This window comes from Paenibacillus vandeheii, assembly GCF_030433635.1.
Lineage (GTDB): Bacteria > Bacillota > Bacilli > Paenibacillales > Paenibacillaceae > Paenibacillus > Paenibacillus vandeheii.
In genome coordinates, this window is the sequence record NZ_JAROCD010000005.1 from 362,261 (window position 1) to 375,903 (window position 13,643).

15 protein-coding genes are annotated in these 13,643 nt (G+C 44.5%); 7 read left to right on the forward strand and 8 right to left on the reverse strand.

The features are described from left to right. Positions 1-63 precede the first annotated feature (63 nt). On the forward strand, positions 64-246 hold the full coding sequence (locus P5G61_RS12060; protein WP_301246640.1) for a YjfB family protein: 183 nt from the start codon (positions 64-66) through the stop codon (positions 244-246). Between the two features lie 101 nt (positions 247-347). On the opposite strand, the gene P5G61_RS12065 is transcribed toward P5G61_RS12060, so the two are convergent. The 4 genes from P5G61_RS12065 to P5G61_RS12080 all read right to left on the reverse strand — a co-directional run bounded on the left by P5G61_RS12065 (position 348) and on the right by P5G61_RS12080 (position 4,772). Beyond that, positions 348-1,082 carry an HAD family hydrolase gene (locus P5G61_RS12065; RefSeq protein WP_301246641.1) on the reverse strand — a complete coding sequence of 245 codons (735 nt, stop codon included), beginning with the start codon at positions 1,080-1,082 and terminating at the stop codon, positions 348-350. 69 nt (positions 1,083-1,151) lie between these two features. Further along, the gene (locus tag P5G61_RS12070) at positions 1,152-2,201 is read right to left on the reverse strand and encodes a zinc-dependent alcohol dehydrogenase (RefSeq protein ID WP_301246642.1); all 1,050 of its coding nucleotides are present in this window, start codon (positions 2,199-2,201) and stop codon (positions 1,152-1,154) included. Positions 2,202-2,235: 34 nt separating this feature from the next. Beyond that, complete coding sequence (locus P5G61_RS12075; protein ID WP_024630502.1) at positions 2,236-3,474, reverse strand: aspartate aminotransferase family protein; 1,239 nt, start codon at positions 3,472-3,474, stop codon at positions 2,236-2,238. An 89-nt stretch (positions 3,475-3,563) separates the two neighbouring features. Further along, positions 3,564-4,772, reverse strand: a complete 1,209-nt coding sequence (locus P5G61_RS12080) for an MFS transporter (protein ID WP_301246643.1) — start codon at positions 4,770-4,772, stop codon at positions 3,564-3,566. Positions 4,773-5,342: 570 nt separating this feature from the next. On the opposite strand from P5G61_RS12080, the gene P5G61_RS12085 reads away from it, so the two are divergent. After that, positions 5,343-6,035 carry a pseudouridine synthase gene (locus P5G61_RS12085; RefSeq protein WP_301246644.1) on the forward strand — a complete coding sequence of 231 codons (693 nt, stop codon included), beginning with the start codon at positions 5,343-5,345 and terminating at the stop codon, positions 6,033-6,035. Between the two features lie 92 nt (positions 6,036-6,127). On the opposite strand, the gene P5G61_RS12090 is transcribed toward P5G61_RS12085, so the two are convergent. Next, entirely contained in the window at positions 6,128-7,042 is a 915-nt protein-coding gene (locus tag P5G61_RS12090) for a DMT family transporter (protein ID WP_301246645.1), read from the reverse strand. Next, a complete protein-coding gene (locus P5G61_RS12095; RefSeq protein ID WP_301246646.1) occupies positions 7,039-7,890 on the reverse strand; it encodes an AraC family ligand binding domain-containing protein in 852 nt (283 codons plus the stop codon). The genes P5G61_RS12090 and P5G61_RS12095 overlap by 4 nt, the downstream gene beginning before the upstream one ends. 211 nt (positions 7,891-8,101) lie before the next feature. Here P5G61_RS12095 and P5G61_RS12100 point away from each other — a divergent pair, with 211 nt between their 5' ends. Next, positions 8,102-8,239, forward strand: coding sequence for a hypothetical protein (locus P5G61_RS12100; RefSeq protein WP_301246648.1), 138 nt, complete (start codon positions 8,102-8,104; stop codon positions 8,237-8,239). Between the two features lie 68 nt (positions 8,240-8,307). On the opposite strand, the gene P5G61_RS12105 is transcribed toward P5G61_RS12100, so the two are convergent. Next, positions 8,308-9,561 (reverse strand): cytochrome P450, encoded by a 1,254-nt coding sequence (locus P5G61_RS12105; protein ID WP_301246649.1) that lies wholly within the window; start codon positions 9,559-9,561, stop codon positions 8,308-8,310. A 201-nt stretch (positions 9,562-9,762) separates the two neighbouring features. Here P5G61_RS12105 and P5G61_RS12110 point away from each other — a divergent pair, with 201 nt between their 5' ends. The 3 genes from P5G61_RS12110 to P5G61_RS12120 all read left to right on the forward strand — a co-directional run bounded on the left by P5G61_RS12110 (position 9,763) and on the right by P5G61_RS12120 (position 11,635). Next, the gene (locus tag P5G61_RS12110; RefSeq protein WP_301246650.1) at positions 9,763-10,548 is read left to right on the forward strand and encodes a hypothetical protein; all 786 of its coding nucleotides are present in this window, start codon (positions 9,763-9,765) and stop codon (positions 10,546-10,548) included. Between the two features lie 74 nt (positions 10,549-10,622). After that, the gene (locus tag P5G61_RS12115; RefSeq protein WP_301246651.1) at positions 10,623-11,168 is read left to right on the forward strand and encodes a PadR family transcriptional regulator; all 546 of its coding nucleotides are present in this window, start codon (positions 10,623-10,625) and stop codon (positions 11,166-11,168) included. A gap of 167 nt (positions 11,169-11,335) precedes the next feature. Next, positions 11,336-11,635, forward strand: a complete 300-nt coding sequence (locus tag P5G61_RS12120) for a Dabb family protein (protein WP_301246653.1) — start codon at positions 11,336-11,338, stop codon at positions 11,633-11,635. A 143-nt stretch (positions 11,636-11,778) separates the two neighbouring features. Here P5G61_RS12120 and P5G61_RS12125 read toward each other — a convergent pair whose 3' ends face one another. Beyond that, positions 11,779-12,402: a YczE/YyaS/YitT family protein gene (locus P5G61_RS12125; RefSeq protein ID WP_301246654.1), complete on the reverse strand. Its 624-nt coding sequence runs from the start codon at positions 12,400-12,402 to the stop codon at positions 11,779-11,781. 380 nt (positions 12,403-12,782) lie between these two features. Here P5G61_RS12125 and P5G61_RS12130 point away from each other — a divergent pair, with 380 nt between their 5' ends. Beyond that, positions 12,783-13,583, forward strand: a complete 801-nt coding sequence (locus P5G61_RS12130) for an HAD-IIB family hydrolase (RefSeq protein WP_301246656.1) — start codon at positions 12,783-12,785, stop codon at positions 13,581-13,583. The last annotated feature ends 60 nt before the right edge of the window (positions 13,584-13,643 follow it).

Consider the following 13,643-nt stretch of genomic DNA (forward strand, 5'->3'; position numbering starts at 1 on the left):
CTCCCATCTAACCGATATAAAATAGGTATGTCTATTTACTAGAAAACGAGAGGAGTACAGAATATGGATATTGCAGCATTATCAATGGCCATGAGTCAAGTCTCAGTGGCGCAGTCGGCGAGTTTGCAAGTTATGTCCATGTCGAAAGACATGGCAGAGCAGCAAGGTCAGCAACTAACAGAAATGTTAAAGTCGGTTCAGGCTCCTCATCCCAATCTGGGTGGCAGTCTGGATATTTCGGTTTAAAATGATCATCTGATTAACCGTTCTTCGTTAAACTTGCAGCAAGCAAAGCCCAAACAGCTCCAATTCAATGAATTGAAGCCGTTTGGGTTATTTATTTTGTCTCAGTTCTTCGTCAAAATGGGTGATCTGCCTTCAAACGCCAGCGTGTCCTTAAGGGTCCATAACTCATCATAACTGGAGATCTGTAGATCGGCTTTGGACAAGTCCTGATTGCCTGATCCCGGATTGTGATATCCGATACAGTGCATGCCTGCACTTTTGGCAGCCTGGACGCCATTGCGCGAGTCTTCGATCACAAGACAGTTCGATGGGGATACCCCAATCATTTCAGCTGTGGTCAGAAAAATATCCGGTGCTGGCTTTCCGTGAGCGACTTCTTCACCTGTCATTCGTACCTCAAAGTATTTTCCAAGTCCGGTCTTGTCCATGATCAGATCAATCAGTGCACGTGGAGATGAAGAAGCAACGGCTATCGGAATGTGCTGCTCATGCAGCCAGCTTAACCAGCGTTCCACGAAAGGCATGGCCGTCAGCTTCGGATGGGCCAGCATCGTCTGCATCACATTATGTTGATGGTAGGCAAGGGCTTCTTCTACGGTAGCCGTCAACTGGTGCTTGTCCAATACTTGCCGCCACATCGATTCCAGTGTAACTCCAACATAGGTGTGATGTTCTGCCTCTGTCATCATTGCGCCAAAATGGGCAAAGGAGTTGCGCTCAATCTCGAAATAAATCGGTTCGCTGTCAATCAGTACGCCATCCATGTCAAAAATGACCGCTTGAATGATGCCATCATTCGCCTCTCCCAATCCGCCAAACTCCTTATTTGCTACCATGTTGTATTCCTCCTCCAGGATTCTAAGCAATTATCTCTAATTTATCTCAATCATGGCGAACATTCCACATTAGTAACTGGAATCGCTCGACTGCAGCACCACTTTGATGGCATGGGAAGAGGCTTGAAGTGTGCGTCCCTGAATATCGCAGCCGAGTGTGCGGAACGCCTCTTCGTAATCCTCCAACGGGAAGGAATGGGTGATGATTTTTTTCGCCGGAATGATCTGCTGCTCAATCATGTAATGTGCTGTTGCGAATGTGCCCAGGGAGTCGATGGAGCCAATGATTTTCAGGCTGCGGTCTACAACTTCCTTGGGATTGAAGGATGTGTTTCCATCTCTCAGACCGACCAGCATGAGATAACCGCCGCTGGCGAGCTGCGAAAGCACCTGTGTGCCAACAACGCCTGTCGTATCCACAATTATATCAACCTGATTGGTTGTGGGAGCGAGCGATTCTATCGCATTTTCAAAGGATGAATGAACCTCCCAGCGGTCCGGTGCAATCGACCCTGCAATAGCCAGGCGTTCTTCGGAGATGTCGACGAGACAGCCAGTTACGCCTTTGGAAGCGAGAGCGTAGCTGTATAGAATGCCAATCGGGCCCGCACCGAGAATAATCGTTCTGAAATTCGGCAGCAGATGAATCTGATTAATACCCGTAAGCATGCAGCTCAGCGGTTCAGTCAGGGTCGCTTCCTCATAGCTCACATGGTCCTTCAATTTGTACAAAAAGCGATCCTCGGTTACATAATAATCCGTAAATGTACCGTCAGCACTCACACCTGTCTCCGTAACCGACTTATGTGTGCAATGGTTTTGTCTGCCTGTTCTGCACATGTCACATTGTCCGCAATAATAGGTAGGGTCAATGACAACCCGGTCGCCCGGCTGCAGTGTCGTTACAGCAGAGCCCACGGCAATGACTTCCCCGGCAGACTCATGACCAAGAATGACGGAAGGAACCGCATGATATTTACCGCTGACAATACCGAGGTCGGTACCGCATACTCCAGTCGCCCGAATTCGAACCAATACCTGATTGTCTCTTGTGATTTCAGGAACAGGCCGCTCCTCAAGTGCTACATCCCATGCCGATTTGTATACCAATGCTAACATGTTAAAACCTCCTTATAAAAATATGAATTACGTACTAATGAACGCTGGCAAGCACCGAGTCCAGTCGCTCTACAATTTCAACCAATTCGTCCTCGGTTGTGGTAAGTGATGGTCGGACCTTAACGACGTTTCCGAAGCCGTAACGTGATCCTCTTAAAATCAGGTGTTCATCCGTGAAGGCACGGTCGATAATGGCATTGGTTTTATCCGTATCCGGTTCGTTATTGTCACCGACCATTTCCAGGCCCCACATCAGCCCGACCCCGCGAGCTTCACCGATGCTTGGATACTTCATCGCCAAATCCTGCAGCAATCCGCCCAAAATTTCACCTTTGCGTTTTACGTCATCCAGAAATCCGGGTTCGGATACAACCTCCAGGGTAGACTTGGCAGCGGTAACGGAGATCAGATTGCTTCCTGAGGTGAAGGAATGTTCATGCTTTTCCAGCACATTCAATCGGGACTGCATCAATACCGCAGCAACAGGTACACCGATTCCGCCAAGACCTTTGGCGAGGGTAATCATATCAGGCTGAATATCGAACAGTTCACTGGCGAACATGTACCCGGTACGTCCGATCCCGGTCTGCACTTCGTCGGCAATAAGAATGATGTTGTACTCATCGCACAGTTTACGCAGGCGTTTGAAGTATCCCGCAGGAGGGATAATATTGCCGCCATTGCCGAGGATCGGTTCAATGATCATGCAGGCGACTGAGCCGGAGCTCGCATATTCTATGGCATCGGAGATAGCTTCAACACATTGATATCCGCAGTCTCCGCTTGAAGATTTGAATGGGCAGCGATAGCAGTATGGTGCAGGTACATGAACAGAGTTGGCAACAGCCGAATTTGGAAACCGTTTCCGCCGGAAGGCATTTCCCGAAATCCCGGTTGCAAATTGAGTCTGCCCATGATGGGACAGATACAGGCTGATAATGTCTGTGGATTGCGTGTATTTTTGTGCAATTTTGGTGGCACATTCATTGGCTGTTGAGCCCGTAATATCCCGCATCCATCCGGCATTAATGTCGTTTGGAGCATATTCAATCAGATGATCGAGCACTTCATCCACATACGGTTCTGTGAAGGAGGAAGACATATGCGTCAGATTGCCGACTTGTTCCTGAATTTTGCTCACGACATGCGGGTGATTGTAGCCCAGTGAAAGATTGAATGTACCGGATACACCATCCAGATACTCAACGCCTGCATCGTCAATCAACTTAATCCCTTGTCCGGTTCTGAAACGGTTTTTGGTTAAAGTTTGCATACGATTCCCTCCATAAATGTAATGTTCTAGCCTGACGAAGATCAAAAATTCCGGATTACGCAGGCATCACCCCTCTCAAGAAGCAGCGTTTAGATCTCTTTGCTTGGATGTGCGAGAGTCCCACTTACGGTGCTATTCCTGACGTTCCAGAGCTGAGAGAGAATGAGGGTGAAGAGTAGTATCAGACAAAATCCGGCTAGAATCCAGATCGTATTCACTACAGGCCATGCGCTCATGCTCCAACCCGTTACATATTGCAAGATGGCACCACCAATACCGCCCGATGCAATCAGGATGCTGGTTGTTCTCTCGGTCATGCCAGGAATTAAAAGGTTGGCATAGACCAGTGCGATACAGAACAGCCCTGACATGAATAATCCAGTTCCGAAAATCAGTAGATACGTTGCCCATTGGCCTGTCACGAACACCATGGCGACCGTGAACAGAAGTGTACCCACCGTACTCCAGATCAGGAAAGGCATGTAGTTAACGGCTTCTGCAATTTTTCCAGAGAAAAGACGGCCGATTATCATTGCGATCCATAGAATGGACACACTCAATGAAGCGACAGACTCCTGCAGCTGCAATCGTTCCACGAGGATAGAAGGCAGGAAGTTCATCAGCCCTAGCTCCAGCCCCATATAGATGAAGAAAAAGATGACGAATATCGTTAGCAACCCCAGATGTTTTCTGGAATACCTGGCTCTGCCTGCTGTATGTGAAGCTGTATTTTCACCGGCTTGTTTCAGATAAGAAGCAGCTGAGGTGGGCATGGTCACCCATAATAACATGAGAATAAGGGATAACGCGGAAACGGTATAAAACGTGAGATGCCACAGGTCCAGCCAGATGTATAAGGCGGCAACTGCCGGAATGAGGAGTGCGCCCAGAGCGAAAAACACATCAAGCTTGGACATTGCGACCGCTTTTTGATTTTCAGTAAATTCTATCGTGAATGCACCAACGGAGGGCTCAATGATGCCTGAGCCAAAGCCAACGAGAATGGTGAGAAGAAGAACCACACTCCAGGATGGTAAAAATCCGAGAACAGCATAAGCCGCCACAATACAGATCAGTGCAAGGGTCAGCATGGATTTTCGACCGATGCGGGCAGTCATGGAAGGAGCAACGAGCACCCCGACAAGAAAACCGAGGAATTGCAAAAATAACAAAAATCCGCCATCACTGTAACCACGCTCATAATGTGTCAATAAAACGGGTAGAAGTGCACCGAGCACAACGCTGGTTATACCGATTAACAGATAGAAACCGCAACTTAAAGCGAAAATTCTTCTCATGAGTTGTCCTCCTAAGATGGATATAAATTTTATATTTTGTAATAAATGTTTCTTTGATATATAACTTATACCATAATTATGCAATTGTACATGCTTTTTATTGTAAAATAATGTTAAATTTTGACGAATGTATGATCTTACTCACACAATGTTCACCCTAAAACGATTTCGTGTCGAATGGGGTGAAGGAGAACAAATGAACAAATGATGTATTCCATAATATTTGCATTGGAGTACAAAGTTTACTGGAGGAAAGTCTTACTGAGCATGGGTTCCAAACGAAAAGATAGAGAGTGATAGAAGTGAGAAGTGAGAAGTGAGAAGTGAGAAGTGAGAAAGAACGTAGTCGCTGGGCTGATTTGCGATCCTCTGGAGTCGGTATATTTCAAAATTCAATTTGGATTTCCGATGACTTTCGTATAACAATTCATTGCTTCGTTTCAATATAAGTGAGATGATGTGGGATGAAAATCAGTACAAGGTACTGACCTATTGTACGAAGTAAATTACATGAGGATATGAATTCGCTAATGAAACAGCGGTAATATTACAGATGAGAAGTGGTGAAACATGCGCATTAACAAATACATAAGTGAAACGGGATACTGTTCCCGAAGGGAAACTAACCGATTAATTGCAGCCGGGCGGATTACGATCAATGGCGAAGTATGCGAAAAAGGAGCGGATGTTGAGTCAGAGGATATCGTGCTCATTGATGGCAAGGAAATTCCTCGTGACGATAGTGAGCCTGTCTACCTAGCGCTTAATAAACCAATGGGTATTGTCTGCACAGCAGCGAAACAGGTGGAGGGAAACATCATTGAGTATGTGAATTATCCATCACGCATTTTTGCCATCGGCAGATTGGACAAAGCGTCAGAGGGTTTGATTTTGCTTACGAACGACGGAGATATTGTGAACAAGATGATGCGTTCGGAGCATAACCACGAGAAGGAATATGTGGTGACCGTAGACAAACCTCTGACAGAACAATTCGTGCGGGCGATGTCGCAAGGAGTAGAGATTCTGGATGTGGTGACAAAGCCGTGTGAGGTGTATAAGCAGAGCGAGAACGTATTTCGTATCATTTTGACTCAGGGGCTTAATTTGCAAATCCGCAGAATGTGCAAAGCCCTGGGTTACAGAGTGCTCAAGCTGGAGCGCGTCCGTATTATGAATGTTACGCTGGATGGAATGGAACGTGGACAATGGAGACATCTGGAGGAGCAGGAATTGGAACACCTGTTGTCCATGTTGGACTAAGAATTGAATTCAAATCATGTCCCTGGCACAATGAAGAGAGGCACTAATCCATCGTGGATTCAATGCCTCTTTTTGTTGAAAAGTTCAATGGGCTAGTCTAACAGGTTAAGGTGTTTTTTGCTTCGTACTTTCTTCTCTGAAACAAACGATCCGAGTAACGTTAGCAACGTTCCAAGTAGTGTTATCCAGGTAATTCGTTCGTGCAGTATCAGAGCGGAAGCGATCAGGGTAATGACAGGTACCAAATAAATGTAGACACTTGTTTTGACGGCTCCCAGCAGATTCACTGCCCGGTTCCAGGTTACAAAACATAAGGCCGAGGCACCCAGCCCGAGAAAAAGAAGGTTCGAGAGGTTGGCCATGTTCGCGAAGCGTCCGAGATCAAAGTGAAATTCAAATAGGAACAAGGCTGGCAGCATGAATAATAGTCCATAAAAGAATACTTTGCGTGTTGCACCGATGGTGTGATACGGAAGTTTACCAATTTTTCGCATGAGTACAGAGTATATCGCCCATACAGCTGGTGCCACGAAAGCGAGCAGGTCTCCCAGCGGATTCAGTTGCAGAATGATACTGCCGTTGAGTCCAATCAGGATGATGCCGGTCAAGGCAATGCCGAAGCCCACAATAAACCGCCTGTGCAATCTCTCTCCATTCAGGAAAAAATGTGCAAGGACCGCAGTGAAGAAAGGGGCGATGGAGACAATAATGCCTACATTGGAAGCAAGTGTGTACACCAGTGCAATATTTTCAATGAGAAAATATAACGTGACCCCGCATAATCCAGCCCCGATAAACAGCCCTTCTTCTCTGAAAGACGTCATTCGCATTGAACGCGGATAGATCAGGAGCAGTACCACATAGCCAATCAGGAAACGAAAAAACAGAATTTCAACAGGCGTAAAGTCAATCAGCAGAACCTTGGTGGAGATGAACGTTGTTCCCCAGATCAGGATTGTAAGCAAGGCCAGCAGATGTCCGGTGGAGACTTTGTTCTGATCTGTCATGACATCTCATCGATGGAGCATTTTGATTCCACATCATGGTTGAAAATGCGTCTGTATTGCTTGGGTGTCAAGCCGATCAGCTTTTTGAAAAAATTCGTAAAATGACTCTGATCGCTAAATCCTGTTTGCGATGCGACCTCAATCGGGAGCTGTCCTTGTTCCAGTAACCGCTTGGCCTGATTTATGCGAATCGTTTCCAGGTAGCGGTAGGGAGATATTCCTTTTTGGCGAGTGAATAAACGCAACAGATGGTATTTGCTTAATCCTGTTAACTCCACCAATTGGTTCAACGTAATACTCTCCATGTAATGAGACTCTATGTACTCGCATATGCGTCTGATCTCGATGGTGACGTCCTGGGCGGAAACGGGCGGTTCAGCATCGGCATATTCTCTTAGCAGCTGTTCCAGCAGAAAGAGTAACAACTCTTCTTTGTAGAAGTCGGATTGCTCTTCCAAAATCATCTGATGAAGCTCATGTAAAGAAGCAACATGTTCACTCTGGTAGAGGACAGGGGAAGTAAATCGGGGCAAGTAATCTTGTCCGGTAATTTCATGTACATATTGGCGCATGATTTCAGGCTGAATGTTGACGCAGCGATAATCCAGAGTTCTGCCGTCCACCTGTTCGCAGGCATGGGGATCATGCGGATTAAAAATAATCATGTCTCCTGTGTTCAGGAGATATTCTTCGTTATTACATACGAGATGTCGTTTACCTTGCTCAATAAAACCAATGACGTAATAGTCATGAAAGTGATTGGGGAATTTCTGCATAATGCCTTCAAATTGATAGGCTTCAAGCTGTAGATCGGGATCAAACACAACGGTTCGCACTTCGCGAGTCACCTGCTGCACCTTCCTTCTAGTAAGTTAATGCCATTATAATATGAATAGAAGGAACTTTCTTGGATGATATTGCTCGCTCCGTCATAGGCGGAAACGCATATAAAACCAACGTACCCGCTGCCAGCAAGGCATTGGAGCACATTGGTTTCAATGAAGTCCGACCAACAAGCTCTTAATGCAATGTGGCAAGCGTTCTGGTGTAAAAGCTTATTTGGCAAATATGCTAAGCTGGTCCATCTATGGGGTGACGTATCGCTGGAATTTGGAAGAAAGACAGCAATCCCCGACTGAATTGGCCGAGCAGGTAGTTCCTTTTCTGTTGAACGGGGCCGGAATACTGAATAAATAACGCCATAGAAAAAGAGCAGATGATCTGCTCTTTTTTTGTTATCTATAAGAAAATTCTACAGGATTGTATTACTTATATAGTTTAAGCGGCAAATGATTTAAGGATTGTCCGACGGCGGCTGGAACAAGGTTGTCCTCCAGAATAAATCCCTCCACGTTCTCAATGCGTGAGAAGGTCTGAATGAAGGTAGAGAGTGCGATTTTGGCCTCTAACCGGGCAAGTGGTGCGCCAAGACAGAAGTGTGTGCCATACCCAAAAGAAATCTGTTTGTTATTGTTGGAGCGATGAATATTGAATGTGAATGGATCTTCAAATATACGTTCATCCACATTGGCTGCACTCATCCATGCAACAATGGCATCTCCTTTTTTGAGATCAATCCCCAGCAGGTTGTTGTCTTTTTTGACCATACGATCCATCTTGCTGATGTTGAAACGATATCTTAGCATCTCTTCCACCGCGTTCGGAATCAGCTCGGGATCGTTTCTTAACTCCGCATAGACTCCTGGTTGGTCATACAACATGGCATAGAACGAATTGGCGAGCAGGATACTCGTCGTTTCCACACCAGCACCCAATATAAACATCGTTGTCCGTACGATCTCTTCATCTGAAAAGTGGTCGCCATCTACCTCTGCCCGGATGAGATCAGATATGATATCTTCTCCCGGATTTAATCTTTTGGCGACAACGACAGGATACAGGTATTTGAAATATTCTTCTCCGGCCGTTTTTTTCATTTTGTTAATTTCAGCAAAGGTGGCATGGGTGGAGGGCAGAAAGAGCTGGTTAACCCATTCCTTGAACAAATGATGATCCTTCGAGGGAACGCCCAGCAGATCTGACATGATCATGACGGGGAATACGCTCGTATATGCCTCGACGATATCCACGACAGGTTGATCAGCAAACTTGGCTACCAGTTGTTCGGCAAGTGCCTGAATCCGTGGTTCCCATAACCGCAAGCTTCTTGGCGTAAATGCGTTGGCAAGTAATGATCTCCGTTTACGATGTTCCGGTGGGTCCACATTATGAATATCCAATCGATCCGGGATATGATGTTCCCCTTCGTTGTTGTTATCATCCTCGCTGATATACCCTACATTAACAATGGTTCTTTGGCGTTCACTGGAGAAATGCTCATGGTCATTAAGGACCGTTTTCACAAGATCATACCCAAATACATGCCATGAATCGGACGCTTCATTATAAACGACAGGGTCTTGCTTCAGCATGTGGCGATACCAATGGTGAGGACTGAATTCATCTTCCTTGGACTCAAAGTCGGTCATTTCGGATAAAGAAATAATCGGGTTGCTCATTCCTTACGCCTCCTTGGTTCGAAGATTGGGTGAATCTGATGATGAGGTCCTGCTTGATCGGATAGCAGATAGGGAGCAGGGCCATGATATCTATCTTCCTAAACTATCCTTGTTGACAAATATAACAAACCAGATTACTTTAATTCAAGTATTATAAATATAAATTTGGTTAATGAATCGAATCCAGCAACCGTTACAAGCATGATGAAAACGGTCTCCACAGAAATCACAGCCGGACTTCAAGCGCAAGTTCAATCCCAGAGCTTCGAGGGTGTGCTAAACCGTATGCAGGTTCCTGCGGACCAATCCAAACAGATTGTGGAAGCCACGATGGGGAAAGTTTCCTCCAATCTGGTTATGACCAACCCGCAGCCAGCAGGTATGCAAAATCAGATGGCCCCGATGTTTATCACCATGGCGCTATATGTAGGAGCGATGATCTATTCCATGCAAAGTGTGGGGGGATTAAGATCGCTGCAACAACAGATGGGGAAATGGAAGGCATTTTTCTCCCTGCGTCTGGTTAACCTGCTCATCTCACTGATCGCTCCACTGGTCGCCATAGGCATATATTATATGGTTCAGGGGTATGGGATGGAGACATTTATGAAACTATGGTTACTACACAGCGTTCAGTTATTCGTTTGTATTGAATTTACAAGTATCTTTATCATGCTGCTGGGTCAGGGAGGCATGCTGCTTAACTTGCCCATTCTGCTCAGTCAGACGATTGCTAATGGCACAACCTTGCCTCCCGAGATGATGCCAGGATATTTTAAATTCATGAGCCATATCACACCGATGTTCTATTCCACTCATCTGGACTACAATATTCTCTTTGGCGGGGGAAAAACCTTCGATTACGGAATAGGTTTGGCGTTGGTTGGTCTTGCAGCATTTGCAATCAACATCGTAATCCATCATTTCAAAAGTGCCCGTCAAACCGATGCTTTGAAGGAGACTGTACAACAGTCCGTTATGGTTTAAAATAGAGAGAGAGGGCTGGTTCGTTGTGCTTCATTGTACTCGCCCTCTGGATTAGCAGAAATGGGGGCAGTCACATGTCGATTCAAATTTTTATACTTGGTACGTTAAGCGAGGAACAGTGCCATCCCTATGATATTAAGAAGAGAATTCTTAAACATTTGGATCAAACCGATGCCAAAGTAACGGAAGGCACGATTTATTATAATTTTGAAGTGTTGCTGAAGAAGGGTCTGATTGAGAAGATCGAAATTATACAAACCGATAATCGACCAGATAAAACGACTTATGGTATTACTGAAAAAGGACGGGATGCCTTGCAAGAGGGGATCTATGCGGCTTTTCAAAAATTCACGAACGTGCAATCCCTCTATGCAGCGCTGGTCAATCTGGATAAGGTGGACTTACACAAGATTGCATATCTGATTGAGGATATTCTTCGTAAACTGGAAAAAAGAATTGCATATATTGAACGTGATAGGCCAGAGATCGAGGAGTTCGAGGTGGATCTGAAAGATACATTGTTTTTAATGAAAGATCATGCCTACCACTCTATTCAGAACGATATCACCTGGCTGAAGAAGCTGCTGCATCATGTTCAGAGCAGAGCTTTGAAGAAATAAGCATCGTTTGAATTTGAAGCTTCGGATTATTTGAAAGGTACGTCCAGTAGAGTCACACCATGGCTTGGAGTTGCAATGAAAATCGTACGAGGTACACTTAGATCATGATTGGAGAGCGTTGCTTCGAGATAAATAGATTCAAGAAAGTAAATGGGAGGAAAGAAGAAATGTTCGAACATTTGGTTGTATTTAAATTCAATGATAAAATTACACCTGCGAAACAGCAGGAATTCGTGAATCAATTGTTGTCCCTGAAGGAACAGATTCCGGGAATCACAGCACTGACTGCGGGAATTAACGTGACTGAAGAGACGAATAATATCCAAGGTTATACCCTTGGATTGAGAGTTACTTTTACAGATCAGGAAGCGTTGCGTTCCTATGGCCCTCATCCTGCCCATCAAGCATTCGTAGCTTCACTCGATGGTTGGCTGGAAAATGTGATCGTGGCCGACTTCCCGATCTAAAAGTTGGTTTCTTGGTGCCGAAAGCCGGAAGACATAAATAGCGTCACAATCGAAGTCGCCAATAGGCGGCTTTTATTATTTTGAGGAAGGACCAAATGGTGGTTCAGATGTGTAAACACAAATCCATTTGGGTATGCAAATTTCTATGATTTCTGGGCTGTAATGATATTATTACGATTCAATTGTGCCATGAAAAAATGAAGGATGGCTCCTCCGAAACATACCGTCAATACGGTTCCGATCCCAATGGGCCCTTGAAATAAAAAGGAGAGAACCAAAAAAACAATATAGATCAACGTTCTGGAGTACATCACACTTTTTTTCGTTAAGAGCTGAATGATGACCATTAGATGATCGACAGGTATACGAGCAAAGCGAGCACGTAAATACATAGCTGTACCCCATCCGGAAACAAACATGCCGACAATAAAATAAATGAAGTTGGACAAGTGTCCTACCTGAAGCCAGTGTTCAATAACCCAGAGCCAGGTATCAATACACAAGCCTGTTGCAAGAGCAGTAAGCAATCCCTTGAATTCAGGTTTCTGTCTAATGAGGACAGCATTGAGAAAAATCATGATCAGGGCAAGCAAAATCTCCCAACTTCCTACAGTAAGCCCCACATGCATGGATAACCCCACCAACAAGGCATCAAAAGGAGAGACGCCAAGCCCGGCTTTTATGTTTAATGAGATGCCTAGGGATAAAAGAATAATTCCGGTCCAAAAGTCAAGAATTCTAGGTGATCTAAATATAATACGATTCATGCTAGAGCGTGCATCCTTTCCAATAGCACTTTTCTATATAATAAATCAGTTTTTTTATGTTGTAAATGCAACGTTTTATAACTCGTTAGGATAAAGGTTTACTCATGAATATCAGATAAGTTGATTTCACTCCCTAAAAATTGATAAGAGAGATGGTGTTGACATGAAACCAGTTACATGAAATACAATGATGTTGTAGCTGATCGGTTCCCGATGATTGACAAAGTGAGCTTTTCACTACATTATTTTATAGATACTTTATAAATAAACATTATAAAGTATCTATATATTCTTATTGCTTCTGAACTTTTTGATAGGAGCGGGAATGCAGTGGGATGAATGACACTATATTCTGGCAGCCACAATTGGAGGAACTATTTATGATTAAACTTGTTGTTACTGATCTAGACGGTACTTTTCTCAACAACCGGGGTTTGTTCGATACCAAGCTTTTTACTGATGTACATGAACAAATGCAGAAAAAAGGAATCATTTTTGCTGCATGTACGGGAAAACAATGTGAGCGTGTGGAGAAATTGTTCGGGGAACATGGAAAGGGAATCTGGATTCTTGGAGACAGTGCAGCCCGAATCAAGAAGGACGGAAAAGTTGTGAAGGAATTCAGCATCGAACGGGATCTCGCTCTGCGTGCTCTAGAAGAGATTCAACGATTCGCCGATAACATGACCATAATTGTATGCGCTAGTGATGCTGCATATGTGCATTCTTCCATCCATGAAGACATGTATGAGGTTGTTAAAGGCTCCTATGAACATGTCATTAAAATAGGCTCCTTCTCTGAAATCGATAGCCCACTCATTAAAATTACGGTGTATGATCCTGAAGAGCGGAGCAGAGCACTGAGAGAATATGTTGAATTGACGCTGGATGGGCAAATCTACATTGTGGATTCAGAAGCAAGATGGCTTGATATTACGGCACTGCACACACATAAAGGCGAGACAGTAAAAAAACTGCAAGAAATGTTGGGCGTAACAGCTGAAGAAACAATGTCATTTGGGGATGGGGAGAATGATGTGGAACTGATGGCAATTGCTAAATATAGCTTTGCGGTTAGTAATGCCTGTGAAAATACTAAAAAAGCAGCAAGTTTCGTTACCAAATCTAATCAGGAGAATGGAGTTCTTCTTACCATTCAGAAAATGATGGACCTGTTCTAGATTTATGCAGTTAAGAAATAATATTTATGTGATCGGTATCATACTGAATATCAAAAAAGG